This is a genomic window from Pseudomonas sp. DTU_2021_1001937_2_SI_NGA_ILE_001, from assembly GCF_032463525.1.
In the GTDB taxonomy this organism is placed as follows: Bacteria; Pseudomonadota; Gammaproteobacteria; order Pseudomonadales; family Pseudomonadaceae; genus Aquipseudomonas.
Genome location: NZ_CP135971.1, coordinates 3,448,658 through 3,467,220, shown reverse-complemented (window position 1 = coordinate 3,467,220; position 18,563 = coordinate 3,448,658). Strand labels below are relative to the sequence as shown.

The 18,563-nt window shown below is 64.7% G+C and carries 14 protein-coding genes; 6 read left to right on the top strand and 8 right to left on the bottom strand.

Translation table 11 applies throughout. The features are described from left to right. Positions 1-71 precede the first annotated feature (71 nt). From RRX38_RS14870 to mgrA, 4 genes are all read left to right on the top strand, one after another. Entirely contained in the window at positions 72-2,342 is a 2,271-nt protein-coding gene (locus RRX38_RS14870; protein ID WP_315959743.1) for a TonB-dependent receptor, read from the top strand. Between the two features lie 45 nt (positions 2,343-2,387). Continuing rightward, positions 2,388-3,743 carry an LLM class flavin-dependent oxidoreductase gene (locus RRX38_RS14865; RefSeq protein ID WP_315959742.1) on the top strand — a complete coding sequence of 452 codons (1,356 nt, stop codon included), beginning with the start codon at positions 2,388-2,390 and terminating at the stop codon, positions 3,741-3,743. A gap of 19 nt (positions 3,744-3,762) precedes the next feature. Then, the gene (locus RRX38_RS14860; protein ID WP_315959741.1) at positions 3,763-4,701 is read left to right on the top strand and encodes a sulfonate ABC transporter substrate-binding protein; all 939 of its coding nucleotides are present in this window, start codon (positions 3,763-3,765) and stop codon (positions 4,699-4,701) included. Between the two features lie 109 nt (positions 4,702-4,810). After that, entirely contained in the window at positions 4,811-5,848 is a 1,038-nt protein-coding gene (gene mgrA, locus RRX38_RS14855) for an L-glyceraldehyde 3-phosphate reductase (protein ID WP_295472768.1), read from the top strand. On the opposite strand, the gene RRX38_RS14850 is transcribed toward mgrA, so the two are convergent. The 8 genes from RRX38_RS14850 to glnA form a co-directional block, all read right to left on the bottom strand. After that, positions 5,814-7,007, bottom strand: coding sequence for an amidase family protein (locus RRX38_RS14850; protein WP_315959740.1), 1,194 nt, complete (start codon positions 7,005-7,007; stop codon positions 5,814-5,816). The genes mgrA and RRX38_RS14850 overlap by 35 nt on opposite strands. A gap of 130 nt (positions 7,008-7,137) precedes the next feature. After that, the gene (ntrC, locus tag RRX38_RS14845) at positions 7,138-8,574 is read right to left on the bottom strand and encodes a nitrogen regulation protein NR(I) (protein ID WP_315959739.1); all 1,437 of its coding nucleotides are present in this window, start codon (positions 8,572-8,574) and stop codon (positions 7,138-7,140) included. Then, the gene (gene glnL / locus RRX38_RS14840) at positions 8,571-9,656 is read right to left on the bottom strand and encodes a nitrogen regulation protein NR(II) (protein WP_295472765.1); all 1,086 of its coding nucleotides are present in this window, start codon (positions 9,654-9,656) and stop codon (positions 8,571-8,573) included. The genes ntrC and glnL overlap by 4 nt, the downstream gene beginning before the upstream one ends. Before the next feature lie 331 nt (positions 9,657-9,987). After that, on the bottom strand, positions 9,988-10,614 hold the full coding sequence (locus tag RRX38_RS14835; RefSeq protein WP_315959738.1) for a DUF4124 domain-containing protein: 627 nt from the start codon (positions 10,612-10,614) through the stop codon (positions 9,988-9,990). Between the two features lies 1 nt (position 10,615). Beyond that, positions 10,616-11,149 (bottom strand): DUF4124 domain-containing protein, encoded by a 534-nt coding sequence (locus tag RRX38_RS14830; RefSeq protein WP_315959737.1) that lies wholly within the window; start codon positions 11,147-11,149, stop codon positions 10,616-10,618. Positions 11,150-11,222: 73 nt separating this feature from the next. Further along, the gene (locus RRX38_RS14825; RefSeq protein WP_315959736.1) at positions 11,223-12,443 is read right to left on the bottom strand and encodes a hypothetical protein; all 1,221 of its coding nucleotides are present in this window, start codon (positions 12,441-12,443) and stop codon (positions 11,223-11,225) included. A 144-nt stretch (positions 12,444-12,587) separates the two neighbouring features. Next, positions 12,588-13,157: a chorismate mutase gene (locus RRX38_RS14820; protein ID WP_315959735.1), complete on the bottom strand. Its 570-nt coding sequence runs from the start codon at positions 13,155-13,157 to the stop codon at positions 12,588-12,590. A 216-nt stretch (positions 13,158-13,373) separates the two neighbouring features. Further along, entirely contained in the window at positions 13,374-14,780 is a 1,407-nt protein-coding gene (gene glnA / locus RRX38_RS14815; RefSeq protein WP_295472760.1) for a glutamate--ammonia ligase, read from the bottom strand. Between the two features lie 334 nt (positions 14,781-15,114). Here glnA and thiI point away from each other — a divergent pair, with 334 nt between their 5' ends. Together thiI and typA are read left to right on the top strand one after the other, a co-directional pair. After that, positions 15,115-16,569 carry a tRNA uracil 4-sulfurtransferase ThiI gene (gene thiI / locus RRX38_RS14810; RefSeq protein WP_295472759.1) on the top strand — a complete coding sequence of 485 codons (1,455 nt, stop codon included), beginning with the start codon at positions 15,115-15,117 and terminating at the stop codon, positions 16,567-16,569. A 133-nt stretch (positions 16,570-16,702) separates the two neighbouring features. Further along, entirely contained in the window at positions 16,703-18,523 is a 1,821-nt protein-coding gene (gene typA / locus RRX38_RS14805; RefSeq protein WP_315959734.1) for a translational GTPase TypA, read from the top strand. The last annotated feature ends 40 nt before the right edge of the window (positions 18,524-18,563 follow it).

Genomic DNA, 18,563 nt, shown 5'->3' with positions numbered 1-18,563 from the left:
GTTAGCCCGACCTTCAAGCATCGGTGCGTGGGGCACCGATACCACTCGGCATATTTCAGGCAGGCACGCAGATGCACAGCACACTTGGCGGCGGCACCACACACTCTCTTCTGGCTACGGCGATCGGCCAGGCCAACCGCACCACGCAGCGTCGCTGCGCCTGGCTGCTGCTGGGCTTGAGCAGCCTGCCGCTGGCGCCTGGCGTGGCGCTGGCCGAGACCGGCAGCAACGCCAGCGAGGCGCCGGTGCTCAACGCCGTGACGGTTACCGCCACGCGCCGCGAAGAGTCCCTGCAAAAAGTGCCCGTGGCGGTGTCGGTGGTCGACGGCGAACAGCTCGAGCGCGACAACCGCAACGGCGTCGCCAGCCTGGTGCAGCAGGTGCCGACCCTGAACTACCGCACCGGCGCCTCGAACAAGGACACCTCACTGTTCATTCGTGGCGTCGGCACCATTTCCACCTCGCCGGGCGTCGAGCCTACCGTAGCCACGGTGGTCGACGGCGTGGTGCTCGGCCGCCCCGGCCAGGCCACCCTCGACCTGCTCGACCTGGAGCGCATCGAGGTGCTGCGTGGCCCGCAGGGCACGCTGTTCGGCAAGAACGCCTCGGCAGGTGTGTTGAATATCGTCACCAAGGCGCCCAGTGAAGAAACCCACGGCTACATCGACCAGTCGTGGTACACCGGCAACGAAAGCCGCACCCGCTTCGGCATTGGCGGTGCGCTGATTCCTGGCACCCTCAAGGGCTCGGTCACCACGCTGTTCGGCAGCTACGACGGCAATGTCGACAACAAGCTCAACGGCCAGGAGGTCAACGGCTACAACCGCAAGGGCGTGCGCGGCAAGCTGCAGTTCACTCCGAATGACGACATCACCTTCACCCTGATCGGCGACTACCAGCAGGCCCACGACGATGCACCCAATGGCGTGGTCAGCAAGGCGCTGACGCCAGCCTTCGCCAGCGCCCTGGCACCGGTACGCGCCAGCAACGACAACCGCGACGTGGTCAGCGACTACCGCAGCCATGTCGACGACGTGAACAAAGGGCTGTCGGGGCAACTGGACTGGCAACTGGGCGACTACACCCTGACCTCGATCACCGCCTGGCGTGGCTGGGACAACACTCAGTACCAGGACGGCGACCGCCTGGGCACCATCACCGCGGCGTTCCCCGGCACCGAGGACAAGGGCCAACTGGAGTACAACCAGTATTCCCAGGAGCTGCGCCTGGCCTCGCCCAAGGGCGAGTTCGTCGAGTACGTCGGCGGGCTGTTCTACATGCATGGCAAGAGTGACGAAACCTACCGCCGCACCTTGATTACCCCGACCAGCCAGGACCGGGGCGTGGCCGACTACAGCACCACCAACGACAGCTACTCGGTGTTCGGTGAAACCACCTTCAACTTCACCTCCGACCTGCGCGCTATCGCCGGCCTGCGCTGGACGCATGACGACCTGAAATACGATCACCGCCGCGTATCGACCTCGGCGGTAACGGTCAGCGGCATCCAGCCGGGCACTGCCAGTTCCGGCTCGGTGGACGAGGAGGGCAAGTCCGGGCGCCTGGGCCTGCAGTACGACCTCAGCGACAGCGTGACCACCTACCTGACCTACTCGCGCGGCTACAAGGGCCCGGCCTACAACGTGTTCTTCAACATGCAGCCGCGTGACACCAACGCGCTCAAGCCGGAGACCTCCAACACCTGGGAGGCGGGTATCAAGGCCAGCGCCTGGAACAACCGGCTGACCACCAACCTGGCGGTGTTCCACAGCGACTACGACAACTACCAGGCCAACTTTTTCGACAGCGTGGCGGGCCAGGTGGTGACCCGCCTGATCAACGCCGGCAGCGTCAAGACCGAAGGCGTGGAGCTGGACTACGCCCTGCAGGTGACCTCGCAGCTGAAGCTCTCCGGCGCGCTGGCCTACACCAAGGCACGCATCGACAGCTTCGCCTGCCCGGCCGGTGCGGCGGCGTCCTGCAACGTCGACGGCAAGCCGCTGCCTTACAGCCCGGACTGGAAAAGCTACGTACGGGCCGACTACAGCATCCCGCTGGACAACGGTCTGGATGTCGAGCTGAGCACCGATTACAGCTGGCAGAGCGAAGTGCAGTACGACATCAGCCAGAACCCGGACACCCAGCAGGGCGCCTATGGCATCTGGAACGCCAGCGTGGCCCTGGCCGACTACAACGCCGGCTGGCGCGTGGCCCTGCTGGGCAAAAACCTCGCCGACAAGTCCTACTCACCCATGCTGGCCACCGGCGGCAACTACGTGTACCGCGCCGTCCCCCGTGATGACGAGCGCTACTTCGGCGTCCAGCTGCGCAAGGATTTCTGAGCCATTGCGTGCAACAACCTCAGACACCTTCAAGGAGTGGTAACCATGAGCACACCCGCTCGCCAACTGAAACTGGGCGCATTCCTGATGGCCACCGGGCACCACGTCGCGGCCTGGCGTCATCCGCAGGTGCCCGCCGACGCGGGGCTGGACTTCAAGCACTACCGGCACCTGGCGCAGGTGGCCGAGGCCGCGTGCTTCGACACCCTGTTCGTGGCCGACAGCGTGGCGGCGGCCAGCGGCGACATCGCCAGCCGCATGGCCCGCTCCGATCACTTCGAGCCGCTGACCCTGCTCTCGGCACTGGCGGCGGTGACCGAACGCATCGGCCTGATCGCCACGGCCACCACCACCTACAACGAGCCCTACCACGTGGCGCGCAAGTTCGCCTCATTGGATCACCTGTCCGGCGGCCGCGCCGGCTGGAACCTGGTGACCTCGGACGCCGCCGCCGAGGCGCAGAACTTCGGCCGTGACGAGCATGTGGGGCATGCCGAGCGCTACAGCCGGGCCAAGGAGTTCCACGAGGTGGTCACCGGCCTGTGGGACAGCTGGGCGGATGATGCCTTCAGCCGTGACAAGGCCAGTGGGCAGTACTACGACCCGGCCAAGCTGCATGTGCTGGATCACCAGGGCGAGCACTTCCGGGTCAAGGGGCCGCTGAACGTGGCGCGCTCGCCCCAGGGCCAGCCGGTGGTGGTGCAGGCTGGCTCTTCGGAGATTGGCCGCGACCTGGCAGCGCGCACTGCCGAAGTGGTGTTCACCGCGCAGACCTCGCTGGCCAGTGCCCAGGCGTTCTACGCCGACCTCAAGGGGCGCCTGGCGGCCTACGGGCGCCAGGCGGATTCGTTGAAGATCATGCCCGGCGTGCTGATCGTCGTGGATGAGAGCGAAGCGCTGGCCCGCGGCAAATTCGAAGCCTTCCAGGACCTGGTCGAACCGCAGGTGGGCGTGGCCCTGCTGGGGCGCATGCTGGGCAACTTCGATTTGTCGGGCTACCCGTTGGACGGCCCGCTGCCCGAGCTGCCGCTGACCGACAGCGGTCAGCGCAGTCGCCAGGCGCTGCTCACCGAACTGGCGGCCCGGGAGCACCTCAACCTTGGGCAATTGGGCCGACGCATCGCCGGTGGGCGAGGGCACTACAGCCTGGTCGGCACCCCCACGCAGATCGCCGATGAACTGCAGAACTGGTTCGAGAACGGCGCAGCCGACGGCTTCAACGTGCTGGTGCCGCACCTGCCCGGCGGCCTGGAAGACGTCGCGCGGTTGCTGGTGCCGGAGCTGCAACGACGCGGGCTGTTCCGTACGGCCTACGAGGGCACGACCCTGCGTGAACACCTGGGCCTGCAGCGGCCGGCCAACCGTTTCGAATCCACCGCATCCCTCCGGCAGGAGGGGTGAACCTATGACAGGACTGAGCATGAAACCACTGGCATTGTTCGCCGCCGCTCTGGCGTTCTGCGGGCTGATCGACACCGCCGCAGCCGACCCGGACACCTTGCGCATCGGTTACCAGAAGGGCTCGATTCCCCTGGTGCTGGCCAAGGAACAGGCGCTGCTGGAAAAGCGCTTCCCACAGACGCAGGTGAAATGGATCGAATTCCCTGCCGGGCCGCAGATGCTGGAGGCGCTGAACATCGGCAGCCTGGACATCGCCTCGACCGGTGACATCCCGCCGATCTTCGCCCAGCTGGCGGGCGCCGACCTGGTGTACATCGGCGCCGAGCCGGCCAAGCCGGCTGCCGAGGTGATTCTGGTGCGCCAGGACAGCCCGCTGCACAAGGTCGAAGACCTCAAGGGCCGCAAGGTCGCCCTGCAGAAGGGTTCCAGCGCCCACAACCTGGTGTTGCGTGCGCTGCTCAAGGCCGGGTTGGCCTTCAAAGACATCCAGCCGGTGTACCTCAGCCCCGCCGATGCCCGTGCCGCGTTCGAAAATGGCAGCGTCGACGCCTGGGCGATCTGGGACCCGTACTACTCCATCGCCCTGGTCGAAGGCCACAGCCGCCTGCTCGCCGACGGCACCGGCCTGGGCCTGTCCGGCCCGGTGTATACCGCACGGCGCCGCTTCGCCGAGCAGCACCCGGCGTTCGTGCAGCAGGTCCTCGACCAGTTGACCGGCGCCGACGAACTGACCCGCAGCCAGCGCGCGCAGAGCATCGAAATCCTCAGTCGCAGCATGGGCCTGCCCGCCGAGGTGATCGGCCTGTACATCGACCATCGTCCAGTATCGCCGAGCCTGCCGATCAGTGCGCAGATCATCCAGGCCCAGCAGGCCACCGCCGACCTGTTCTTCGACAGTCGCCTGCTGCCCAAAAAAGTGGATATCAGCCAGGCGATCTGGCGGCCCGCAGACCGGTAGGAGCGGCTTTAGCCGCGAAAGCGCCAGAAAACTCACTGCATCTGCTGGGAACATGCAGTCGCTTCGCGGCTAAAGCCGCTCCTACTCTGCCTTCATGAGGTAACACGCAATGACCTACATCGCTGCACCCAACCGCTACGACGACATGCTCTACCGCCGCACCGGAACCAGTGGCCTGCTGTTGCCGGCGCTGTCGCTGGGGCTGTGGCACAACTTCGGTGACGCCACGCCCATCGACACCCAGCGCGCCATGTTGCGCACCGCCTTCGACCTGGGCATCACCCATTTCGACCTGGCCAACAACTATGGCCCGCCCTACGGCAGCGCCGAGGTGAACTTCGGCCGCCTGTTGCGCGAGGATTTCCACGCCTACCGCGACGAGCTGATCATCTCCACCAAGGCCGGCTGGGACATGTGGCCCGGACCGTACGGCCAGGGTGGCGGGTCGCGCAAGTACGTGCTGGCCAGCCTTGACCAGAGCCTCAAGCGCCTGGGCCTGGATTATGTGGATATCTTCTATTCGCACCGCTTCGACCCCGACACGCCACTGGAGGAAACCGCCAGTGCCCTGGCCACCGCCGTGCAGCAGGGCAAGGCGCTGTACATCGGCATCTCCTCGTACTCCGGGGCCAAGACCCGGCAGATCGCCGAGCTGCTCAAGCAATGGCGGGTGCCGCTGCTCATTCATCAGCCGGCCTACAACCTGCTCAACCGTTGGGTGGAAAAGGACCTGCTGGACACCACCGGCGAGCTGGGTGCCGGCGTCATCGTGTTCACCGCCCTGGCCCAGGGGCTGCTGTCAGACAAATACCTTCAAGGTGTCCCGGAGGATGCCAGGGTCAACCGGCCGGGCGGCGGCTCGCTGAGGGCCGAGCACCTCTCGGAGCAGAACCTGGCGCACGTGCGCCAGCTCAACGAGATCGCCCGCCGCCGTGGCCAGAGCCTGGCGCAGATGGCCCTGGCCTGGACGCTGCGCGACCCGCGGGTGACTTCGGCGCTGATCGGTGCCAGCCGCCCGGAGCAGATCGTCGAGAACGTTGCCGCCCTGCAGAACCTGGCGTTCAGTGCCGAGGAACTGGCCGAGATCGACCGCTACGCCGTGGAAGGCGGTATCAACCTGTGGGCCAGGCCATCCTTGGCGCAGTGATTGCCGAAGCGGCGCTGGCCAGGCGCAGCAAGGGCGCGCTGTCATGGTATTGCGGGTAGTGCGCCTGGAAATCCAGGGCGGCCTGCACCAGCGCCGCATCGCTCAGGTGCGGCCCGCAGAACGCCGCGTTCAGCGCCCCCGCGTCGGCGCTCAGGCCCACCGGGAACGTGACCATCGGCCAGCCCGGCAGGTTCGGCAGCCGGCCGCCCTGGGGCAGCAGCAGGATGAAGTCCAGCGCCTGTTCCGCCAGCACCGCGTCCCAGCTTTGCGGATGGGCGGCAAGCTCGACCAGTTGTGCGCCCAGTTCGGCCAACTGGGCGTACAGGCGTTGCAGGATCTGCTCGGTGAACAGCGCGCCGAGCGTATCGGTCGGGCAGGGCACACCGATCCTTACGGCTGTGAGTGGGCGGGCCTGGTCGCGGGCGCTCACCGGCCAGCGCACCGGCGCGGTACTGGCCGGGCTGCCGGTGATGGCTTCCAGCACCAGGGCGGCGTCGCGCACCGAGCGGGCGATGCTGCCCGGCACGTCCCAGCCCATCGCCAGCCCCAGCGAGGGCTTGATGCCGCTGGCGCCATGCGCGGCGGTGGGAATCATGAACGCCTCGTCAGCGGTTTCGCCCAGTGCCGCTGCGCACAGCCGTGCGACAGGCGAAATGGCGCTCAGGCCGGCAGCATTGCCTTCGGCGTGGGTCGGGTCACGCAGCGGACCCAGCAGTACCGCACCCTGGTCCAGCAGGCGTGTAGCCAGAGACGAGTCGGCCAGGCGCCAGGGACTGTTGCGCCGTGCCGGTACCGCCAGCGATTCGCGGATGCCCAGCACGATGCCGCACAGCACCGGGGCCGGGCCGCGTGGGTCATCGGGATTGTTCAGCCATTGATCGGCCAGCCGCGCGCGGGTCAGCGCCTGCTGGGCGTCGATGTGCAGGGTCAGGCAATAGCCCTGGTCGGCACCACAGGCGCGCAGGCGGTCTTCGAATTCGTAGAGGCGCGCCAGATAGGCGATGGCCAGCTGTTCGGCACTCAGCTCACCGGTGCGCAGCAGCACGGCCATTTCGGCCAGCTCGTAGTCCACCACGCGATCACGCTGGCGCAGGGAGGCACGTGGCGGCAGGCAGGGAGGCAGGTGGCGGCAGCCACCGGGCGCAAGGCGTGGGTCCATCGCAGTCAGCTCCATGTGGCCTTGCCGGGCAAGGCCTTGGACCGGAGCTAATCAGCGAATACCAGGGGCGTAAACTGACAGAAATGACAGCGCAGGCTGCCAGCCCTTGAGGGCCGGGCCTGCCCTTTCGTCAGCTCTCTTCGCCGTCGTCCTCGTCGCTGCCGTCGACCTTCATGCCCAGTTCCTTGATCTTGCGGGTCAGGGTATTGCGGCCCCAGCCGAGCAACACGGCGGCATCGCGACGGCGACCGGCGGTGTGCTTGAGGGCCGTCTCGATCATGATCCGCTCGAAGGCCGGCACGGCGCTGTCCAGCAGGCTGGACTGGCCGCGCGACAGCGCCTGGTCGGCCCACTGGCGCAGCGCCTGTTCCCAGTTGGTGACCGGCGCGGCGTCCTGCGGCACGTTGAGCAGTTCCGGCGGCAGGTCGCTGATGTGCACCTCGCGGCCCGAGGCCATGACGGTGATCCAGCGGCAGGTGTTCTCCAGTTGCCGCACGTTGCCCTGCCAGGGCAGGTGCTTGAGGTACTCCTCGGTCTCGGCCTTGAGCAGCTTGGGCTCCACGGCCAGTTCCTGGGCGGCGCGGCTGAGGAAGTGACGGGCCAGGGTCGGAATGTCCTCGCGACGGTCGGACAGCCGCGGGATGTGGATGCGGATGACGTTCAGGCGGTGGAACAGGTCTTCACGGAACTTGCCGGCGTGGACCAGGCCTTCGAGGTTCTGGTGCGTGGCGGCGATGATGCGCACGTCGACCTTGACCGGGGTATGGCCACCCACGCGGTAGAACTCGCCGTCGGCCAGTACGCGCAGCAGGCGGGTCTGGGTGTCGGCAGGCATGTCACCGATTTCGTCGAGGAACAGCGTGCCGCCGTCAGCCTGCTCGAAGCGCCCGCGCCGCAGGTTGGCCGCGCCGGTAAAGGCGCCTTTCTCATGGCCGAACAGCTCGGACTCCATGAGGTCCTTGGGAATCGCCGCCATGTTCAGGGCAATGAAGGGGGCGATCGAGCGCGGGCTGTGGCGATGCAGGGCATGCGCCACCAGCTCCTTGCCGGTACCGGACTCGCCGTTGATCAACACGGTGATGTTGGAGTGGCTCAGGCGGCCGATGGCGCGGAACACCTCCTGCATCGCCGGGGCTTCACCGATGATCTCCGGGGTGCGGGCCATCGCCGGTGGCGTGTCGAGGCCCTGCTGTTCCTGGGCGTGCTGGTTGGCACGCTTGACCAGCGACACGGCTTCGTCGACGTCGAATGGCTTGGGCAGGTATTCGAAGGCGCCGCCCTGGTAGGAGGCCACGGCGCTGTCGAGGTCCGAATGCGCGGTCATGATGATGACCGGCAGGCGCGGGTGCTGCTCGCGAATGCGTGCCAGCAGGTCCAGGCCGCTGGCGCCGGGCATGCGGATGTCGGAAATGATCACGTCCGGCTGTTGCCGCGCCAGGCGGCTCATCACGCCATCGGCGCTGTCGAAACTCTGGGTGGTCATGCCTTCCTGTTGCAAGGCCTTCTCCAATACCCAGCGGATGGAACGATCGTCATCGACGATCCAGACAGTTTCGCTACGGCTCATGTCGAGGCGGCTCCTTGTTCCAGCGGCAGGAAGATCGAGAAGGCCGTGTGGCCGGGATGGCTTTCACACTCGATCAGGCCCTGGTGCTGGCTGATGATGTTCTGGGTAATGGCCAGGCCCAGCCCGGTACCGTCGGGGCGGCCGCTGACCATCGGATAGAAAATGGTGTCCTGCAGTTCGGGCGGGATACCCGGACCGTTGTCGATGATTTCCACCTTGGCCACCAGGCGATGCCGCACGTGGCCAATGGTGAACTGGCGAATGGCCCGGCTGCGCAGGGTGATACGCCCCAGGCGCAGTTCGTTCTGCGTGTTGATCGCCTGCATGGCGTTGCGCACGATGTTGAGCACCGCCTGGATCATCTGCTCGCGGTCGATGAGCACGTCGGGGATGCTCGGGTCGTAGTCGCGCACCAGGATGATGCGTCCCTGGCTTTCGGCTTCTACCAGGTTGCTGACCCGCTCCAGTACCTCGTGGACGTTGGTCATGGCCAGCGATGGCAGTTTGTTGGAGCCGAGCATGCGGTCGACCAGGTTTCGCAGGCGGTCGGCCTCTTCGATGATGACGTTGGTGTAGTCCTTGAGGCTTTCCTCGGGCAGCTCGCGGGCCAGCAGTTGCGCCGCGCCACGGATACCGCCCAGGGGGTTCTTGATTTCGTGGGCCAGGCCGCGCACCAGCATCTTGGTGGTTTCCTGCTTGGACAGCTGCGCTTCTTCCTTGGTGATGCGCAGCAGCCGGTCACGCGGGTGGATCTCCAGCAGCAGCAGGGTCTCGCCCTTGCTGAGGATCGGCGTGACGGCGTAGTCGACGGTCAGGGTCTGGCCGGCCAGCGCGGTGAGCATGGCCTCGCGCTTGGTGAACGGGTGGGCCTGCTCCACGGCCTGGCGCAGCGAACTGAGCGCTTCGGCAGACTCGGTGAACAGCTCGCTGATGAACTGTCCGTGGCTGCGCTGGCCGCTGATGGCCAGGAGCATTTCCGCGGCGGGGTTCATGTACTCCAGGCGCAGGTCGGCATTGAGCAGAATCGTCGCAGTGGTCAGGTTGTCGAGTAACAACCGGTGCAGCGCATCGCTGATAGTCATGAATCCGGGTGACCTCTTCTGGCACTTTTCATCGTGTGGCATGGGCGTCGGGTGACGTCCTTGGCATCGGCACGATCATGGGACAGTGCTTGGCAGGGTGCTGTGCCGGTCAAGGTTGCAAGAACCAAACCAAGGCTCCGAAAAGAAGCGTATGGCGCATGAAAACCGGGCTTTTTTTGTGCCGTTGTGGCCTCACAGCGACGCACGATTGCCTGCTTTGACCCGAAGTGGGGCCGATCAAGCCAAGATAGGACGAGTTGTGCACCAGTTTAGTGCATTGTGGCGCCGGGGTGGGCGCCTGCCCCAAATACAGACACTTTGCCTGCTCTGATTAGAGGAACGGCACCCAGCTGCGCTTTTCTTCCGGTTTGTCCTTGAGCGGGCACTCGGGACGCACACCGTACTCTTCGGCCTTGCAGGGGTTGGCCAGGCGTTTCTGGTTCAGCGAGATGCGTTGCAGGTGGAAAGGCTGGTTGGGGGTCTTTTCCAGCAGGCGGCCCAGTTCGTCGTAGATCTCCACGGAAATCTGGTGCGTGCCGCGATCGAGGTTGTCCAAGGCGAACACCGGGCTGCGCCCTGGCGCGCCCACTGGCTGGCCATCGAGCAGCAGAAGGTAGCGATGGCCGTCCTGCAGGGCAGGGTCGCTGCTGACCGTGACGATCACCTTGCCTTCGCCGCTGCGTACCGTGCTGTCCGGCTCCGGCACCAGGATGCGCAGCAACTGGTAATGGAACATGGGCTTTTTAACCGGTTGTGCAGGGCCGATCTTGACGTCCCGGGTGCGCGGCGTGCTGCTCATGTTGTTTGTGGGGGTCACGTCCAGGCGCTTGGCGTTCTTGCGCGGCTGGTCGGTGAAGACCCGATTGCCCTCGGCATCGATGTAGGTGTAGATCGGTGTGGCCACGGCCGGCAGCGCCGCCAGCAGCAGGCACGACAACAGGGCGCGCAGGCTGGGCATCTCAAGGCCTTCCTGCGGCGGCGCGCAATACGGTCAGGGTCACGGTCGGGCTCTGCTGGATGACCCGGCGCACATCATGCACCAGCACCGCGAAGCGGTGCTCGCCGCGGTCGAGATTCACCACCTGCAATTGCGGCACATTGGTGGGCTGGCCGTAGGGGGTGCCGTCTACCAGCAATTGCAGGCGATGGCCGGGCTGCAGCTTGGGCACGATCTTCACGCCGATGCTGAAGGTGCCGTCATTGGCACGGATGGCGCCCTCTTCGGGCAGGCCGGTCAGGGCCAGCTCCTGATAGGTGAAGGTTTCGGCCGCTGCTGGCGGCGCGGGCTGCGCGGCAGCTGATGGCGATGAAGCGGCCGGGGCAGGTGGCGTGGGGATGCTGTTGAGCGGTTTAAGCTCCACCGACTCTGCACGTGTGCCGTCGGGGGGCTGGTTACTGTAGGCGGTGTTGCCGTTGGCGTCGGTGTACTTGTAGATCTGCGCCATGGCGGGCAGGCAGATCAGCAACGACAGGCAGGCAAGGCGACGGCGCATGGGAGTCTCTAAAAGCGGGCAGGCGATGGAGCCTCAGCATAATGCAGATCGCCCGCCGTTGCCTGGCGGGGTGTCAGTAATCGCGTACCTGGTCGAACCACGCCTGCGCCCGTTCGGCGCTGACCCCCAGGCGCATGGCATGTTCGCTCTGGCTGAGTTGCCAGATGGCCTCGCCCAGGTCATCGCGCTCGCTGCTCTCGATGCCCTTGAGCGAGTTGAAGTGTCGGGCGAAGGCGCTGAATGCCGCTTCTGCCTGTACCGCGTCTGCGGCCAGTGCCAGGCTGGCCAGGGCCTGGTCGTAGGCACCGTTGGCGATCTTGGCCAGGCGCTTGGGCCAGGCGGAGAACGGCCGGCCGTACTCCGCCTCCCACCACAGCGGCTTGCGCAGCTGGCTGACCGAGGCGTGGCCGTTCCAGCCCCGCACCCGACCCCGTGCCTTGACCTGCTGGCGCAGACGCTTGCCGGTGGCTTCCTCGACATTGAAGGCGATGAAACGCTCCAGGGCCGGCCAGCTGTCCAGTGCCGGCAGGCCCTGAAGGTCGGGCATGAAGCGTAACTCCAGGGCTTCGAGCCGCGGGTGGCGGGCCAGCTCCTGCAGGTCGCAGAAATGCCCCCACAGGTCGAGGCTGCGCAACTGGGTGAAGCGCCGCAGGCACTTGAGCGAAACCGGTTGGGCCATCGGGCCGTTTTGCAGGGCCAGGTGTTCGACCTGATGCAGGATGCCCAGGTCTGGCAATTCGAAGGGCGGCCCCTGACGGCGCGGGCTGGTGCGCGGTGCCAAGGCCAGTGACCAGGGCAGGTCGCCCTCGGCCACGAAGCGTGACAGTTCGCCGTTCAGGCTGAGATGCCGGTAGGCCCAGGTGGTGTGGCTGGGCAGGGTCATGCGCAGGCGGCTGGTTGCAGGCGCCAGGTGGATCGCCAGGCGGTGCAGGGCGGCCTGGCTGGCATCGACCCAGGTGTCTTCGGCTAGTAGCGGCGTCCAGACCATTTCCTCGATGGAGCGCTGGCTGGCCCAGCTCACGAAGCCGGTGTCACCGCCGGTATAGCTGAGAAAGCGTGGCCAGGGTGAACCGGCCTGAGTGGCGAAAGGATCGAAGGCATTCCAGGCGAGCCGCTCGTGGGCCTCGGCGTGCAGGTCGGCCTTCTTGCCGAGCGCCGCCGGGCCAATGCGCAGGCTGCCGACCCCAGGCTCCATGGACAGGGTGTGGCTGCGGGGGCCGGTAAGGTCGATGACATGCCGCCCTTCAGTGTGCACGGGCACGGGGGCGTCGATGGCGGGGTCGTGGTGGCTCATGCTGAACGTGGTATTTCCCTGTCTGAATCGTTCCTGTGCCGGTGCGCAGCCCTGGCGGGGAATGATTTTGCCATCAGATGCGGAATAAGGCGGCGCTGATTTTCGACTATTTGCAGGCCGCCTGAGTGTTGCCCGGTCACCCTGCTAGCGGGCGCAAAGGCTGGCAGTCGCCTGGTGCCAGGCCTGCAGGTACGAGGCGTCGCCCTGAACCTGGCGTTGCCGATCGGCGAGCCATTGCCGACAGGCGCCATCGGCGCGATACGGCGCAAAGTGCGCCATGTCCTGGAGCATGCGTTCCTGCAGGTCATCCAGGGCCGGGCGAATCTGTGTGGCGAGGTTCAGGCGTGGGGTCTGCGGCGCCTGGCCCTGGCGTTTCCAGGCGTCGAGGCTGGCGTGCTGGCTGATCTTGCTGGCTTCGATCTGGTCGGCGAACAGTTGCCGTGCCCAGGCCGGGTCGACCTGCCACTCGCGGGCGCGCTCGGCGGCCCGGTCAATCACCTGGCGCTCGCGGGGGCGGTCTTCGACCGGCTGGCCGCTGTCCCATTTGCTCAGCGCCACGGGGGTAGCCAGGGCCAGGCGCTGCTCGATATCGCCCAGCAGCGGTGCCAGGGCTTCGGGGGGATGGCGGGTGCTGGTACAGGCTGTCAGCAGGCTGAGCAGTGCCAGTGCGGCAAAACCCAGGCGGGAAGGGCGCGGCAGGCAGGACGAAAGCATGGAGAACCTCCAGGAAATCGGAACGGCGATGCAGCATGGCACAGCCGGATGACGGGTGTGCGATGAATATCTATTGGTCGCCTCCCGGCCCTTGCGCGGTTGAAGCCGCGCAAGGCCAGGATGCCCAGCTGTTCAGGCAGGACCGGCTGCGGCAGGGCAAAAAAAAGGCCACCCGAAGGTGGCCTCTCGATGCGCCGGCAGGCGGCGCAACAGGAATCAGCAGCTGTAGTACAGCTCGTATTCCAGAGGGTGTACGAAGGTACGGACCTTGATTTCTTCTTCCGACTTCAGCTCGATGTAGGCATCGATGAAGTCGTCGGAGAACACGCCGCCCTTGGTCAGGAACGCACGGCCTTTGTCCAGCTCTTCCAGGGCCTCTTTCAGGCTGCCGCACACTTGCGGGATTTCCTTGGCTTCTTCTGGTGGCAGGTCGTACAGGTTCTTGTCGGCGGCATCGCCTGGGTGGATCTTGTTCTGGATACCGTCCAGGCCAGCCATCAGCAGGGCGGCGAAGGCCAGGTATGGGTTGGCAGCCGGATCCGGGAAGCGGGCTTCGATGCGGCGGGCGCGTGGGCTGGAAACGTATGGAATACGGATCGAGGCCGAGCGGTTACGGGCCGAGTAGGCCAGCATCACCGGAGCTTCGAAACCTGGGACCAGACGCTTATAGGAGTTGGTCGACGGGTTGGTGAAGCCGTTCAGGGCCTTACCGTGCTTGATGATGCCGCCGATGAAGTACAGGGCGGTGTCGGACAGGCCGGCATAGCCTTCGCCGGCGAAGGTGTTCTTGCCGTCTTTGGCGATGGACATGTGCACGTGCATGCCCGAGCCGTTGTCGCCGTACAGAGGCTTCGGCATGAAGGTCGCGGTGCGGCCGTAGGCGTCGGCAACGTTGTGGACCACGTATTTCAGGGTCTGTACTTCGTCAGCCTTCTTGACCAGGGTGTTGAACTTCACGCCGATTTCGTTCTGACCGGCGGTGGCCACTTCGTGGTGGTGAACTTCGACGACCTGACCCATCTCTTCCAGTGCGTTGCACATGGCAGTACGGATTTCGTGGTCGTGGTCGACCGGTGGAACCGGGAAGTAGCCGCCCTTGATGCCTGGACGGTGGCCCTTGTTGCCACCTTCCACGTCCTGGTCGGTCATCCACGAGCCTTGCTCGGAGAAGATCTTGAACATGGAGCCGGAGATGTCGGACTTGTACTTGACCGAGTCGAAGATGAAGAACTCAGGCTCCGGGCCTACGAATACGGTGTCACCGATACCGGTGCTCTTCAGGTATTCCTCGGCGCGGTGGGCGATGGCGCGTGGGTCGCGATCGTAGCCCTGCATGGTGGACGGCTCGATGATGTCGCAGACCAGGATCAGGGTCGGCTCTTCGGTGAACGGGTCCAGTACGGCGGACTCGTCGTCCGGCAGCAGGATCATGTCGGAGGCTTCGATGCCTTTCCAGCCGGCGATGGAGGAACCGTCGAACATCTTGCCGATTTCGAAGAAGTCGTCGTCCAGCGCATCGCGTGCCGGCATGGTGACGTGCTGCTGCTTGCCTTTGGTGTCAGTGAAGCGCAGATCAATCCATTTAACGTCATGATCTTTGATGAGTTGAACCGACTTCGACATAGTGTCCTCCGGGTGGGTTGAGGCCGATGCTTTTGTAGGGGCCTCTGAATTTGGGTGATGCCGGCGCAAAATACTCTGCCATGGCTACCTGCCTCACAAGGGAGCAATTTGCATGCCAGTGCCCCGAGATGGGCTGGCCGCCCCAAATACAAGCGTTTACGTCGCATCCACGAAATTCCTGGAAAAATATTGCACCTTATTGATGCTTATTTTTCCGAGTTTGACCCTTTTTGGTGCGCTGACAATCGGATGTACGATAGTTGGTCAAAGCTTGAGCAATTTCCGCTATAATCCGCGCCCCTCTTTTTTTGTCGGCCCTTCACGCACTGTTTCCATGAAGCTCATCGTCAAAGTTTTCCCAGAAATCACTATCAAAAGCCCGCCGGTGCGCAAGAAGTTCATCCGCCAGCTGGCCAAGAACATCCGCACCGTGCTGCGCGAGCTGGACGAAAACATTGTCGTGGGCGGCGTCTGGGACAACCTGGAGGTCGAGACCCGGGAAACCGATCCGAAGATCCTGCAGGGCATCACCGAGCGGCTGAGCTGCATGCCCGGCATCGCCAACTTCCTGCAAGTGGCCGAATACCCGCTGGGCGACCTCGACGACATCGTCGCCAAGTGTCGGCAGCATTACGCCGACCTGCTGCCCGGCAAGATCTTCGCGGTGCGCTGCAAGCGGGCCGGCAAGCATTCCTTCAGTTCCATGGACGTCGAGCGCTACGTCGGCAGCCAGTTGCGTCGCGAGTGCGGTGCCGCCGGCATCGACCTGAAGAATCCCGAGCTGCTGGTGCGCATGGAGATCCGTGACGACCGCCTGTTCGTGGTGCACAGCCAGCACCAGGGCCTGGGTGGCTACCCGCTGGGTGCACTGGAACAGACCCTGGTGCTGATGTCCGGTGGCTTCGACTCCACCGTGGCGGCCTACCAGATCATGCGTCGTGGCCTGATGGCGCACTTCTGCTTCTTCAACCTCGGCGGCCGTGCCCATGAATTGGGCGTGATGGAAGTCGCGCATTTCATCTGGAAGAAGTACGGCAGCTCGCAGCGCGTGCTGTTCATCAGCGTGCCGTTCGAAGAAGTGCTGGGCGAAATCCTGCAGAAAGTCGACGACGGTCATATGGGTGTAGTGTTGAAGCGTATGATGTTACGCGCAGCCTCGGCGATGGCCGAACGCCTGGAGATCGACGTGCTGGTCACCGGCGAGGCGATTTCCCAGGTGTCGAGCCAGACCCTGCCGAACCTGGCGACCATCGACTCGGTGACCGACAAGCTGGTGCTGCGTCCGCTGATCGCCACCGACAAGCAGGACATCGTCAACCTGGCGACCCAGATCGGCTCGGCCGATTTCGCCCGGCACATGCCCGAATATTGCGGGGTGATCTCGGTCAACCCGAAGACCAGCGCCAAGCGCTACCGCGTCGAGCACGAAGAGACGCGCTTCGACATGGCGGTCCTGGACCGTGCCCTGGAGCGCGCCAGGCTGGTGGCGATCGACCGGGTGATCGACGACCTCAGCCAGCAGGTCGCGGTCGAAGAAGTCCACCAGGCCCTGGCCGGCCAGGTCATTCTCGACATCCGCCATCCGGATGCCCAGGAAGACCAGCCGCTGGACGTGCCTGGCGTTGAAGTACAAGCCGTGCCGTTCTATGCACTGAACAGCCGCTTCAAGGAACTGGATGGCAACCGCCAGTACCTGCTGTATTGCGACAAAGGCGTCATGAGCCGCCTGCATGCTCACCACCTGCTCAGTGAGGGGCATGCCAATGTGCGCGTATATCGACCGAGCTAAACGCCCGGGGCTGTTTGCCTGTGGCTTGCGTCACCGGCCCCCCGACGCTGTCACGGCCGTACCTGAAGATTTCCAACGTTAATCGCCGCCCGCGTCCGGACGGCAGACCGAATCCTCTGATCGAGATACACAAGTGATCGAAAATCTCCGCAACATCGCCATCATCGCGCACGTTGACCACGGTAAAACCACTCTGGTCGACAAGCTGCTGCGTCAGTCCGGCACTCTGGAGCGCAACGAGCTCAACGACGAGCGCGTGATGGACTCCAACGACCAGGAAAAAGAGCGCGGCATTACCATCCTGGCGAAGAACACCGCCATCCGCTGGAACGACTACCGCATCAACATCGTCGACACCCCCGGCCACGCCGACTTCGGTGGTGAAGTAGAGCGCGTGATGTCGATGGTCGACTCCGTGCTGCTGCTGGTCGACGCCCAGGACGGCCCGATGCCACAAACCCGCTTCGTGACCAAGAAGGCCTTCGAAGCCGGTCTGAAGCCGATCGTCGTGATCAACAAGGTCGACCGTCCAGGCGCGCGTCCTGACTGGGTTCTGGACCAGATCTTCGACCTGTTCGACAACCTCGGCGCCACCGAAGACCAGCTGGACTTCCAGGTCGTCTACGCCTCGGCCCTGAACGGCATCGCCGGTCTGGACCACACCGCCATGGGCGAAGACATGACCGCGCTGTACCAGGCCATCGTCGACCACGTTCCGGCGCCAAGCGTCGACGTCGACGGCCCGTTCCAGATGCAGATCTCCGCTCTGGACTACAACAGCTTCCTGGGCATCATCGGCGTGGGCCGTATCGCCCGTGGCCGCGTCAAGCCGAACACCCCGGTGATCGCCATCGACACCGAAGGCAAGAAGCGCAACGGTCGTATCCTCAAGCTGATGGGTCACCACGGCCTGCACCGCGTCGACGTCGAAGAAGCCACCGCTGGCGACATCGTCTGCATCAGCGGCTTCGAAGAGCTGTTCATCTCCGACACCCTGTGCGACATGAACAACGTCGAGGCCATGAAGCCCCTGACCGTCGACGAGCCAACCGTTTCGATGACCTTCCAGGTCAACGACTCGCCGTTCTGCGGCAAGGAAGGCAAGTTCGTCACCAGTCGTAACATCAAGGAACGTCTGGACAAGGAACTGCTGTACAACGTGGCCCTGCGCGTTGAAGAAGGCGACTCGGCCGACAAATTCAAGGTTTCCGGCCGTGGTGAGCTGCACCTCTCGGTTCTGATCGAAACCATGCGCCGTGAAGGCTTCGAGATGGCCGTGGGCCGTCCTGAAGTGATCATCCGCGAAGTCGACGGCGTCAAGCAGGAGCCGTTCGAGAACGTCACCATCGACATCCCTGAAGAATCCCAGGGCAAGGTCATGGAAGAGATGGGTCTGCGTAAGGGCGACCTGACCAACATGGTGCCGGATGGCAAAGGCCGTGTGCGTCTGGAGTACAACGTTCCGGCCCGTGGCCTGATCGGTTTCCGTAACCAGTTCCTGACCCTGACCAACGGTGCTGGCATCCTGACTTCGATCTTCGATCGCTACGACACCATGAAGCCAGGCCAGATGTCCGGCCGCCTCAACGGCGTTCTGGTTTCGGTCGAAACCGGCAAGGCGCTGACCTACTCGCTGGAAACCCTGCAGGCTCGTGGCAAGCTGTTCATCGAGCACGGCCAGGACATCTACAACGGCCAGATCATCGGTCTGAACAGCCGTGACAACGACCTGGGCGTGAACCCGACCAAAGGCAAGAAGCTCGACAACATGCGTGCTTCGGGCAAGGACGAGGTCATCGCCCTGGTTCCGCCGGTTCGCCACACCCTGGAACAGGCCCTGGAATTCATCCAGGACGACGAGCTGTGCGAAGTGACGCCGAAGTCGATCCGTCTGCGCAAGAAGATCCTCGACGAAGGCGAGCGTACCCGCGCTGCCAAGAAAGCCAAGGCGTGAGACTTAGCCCCGGCTGAATGAAAACGCCCCCGGTCGCAAG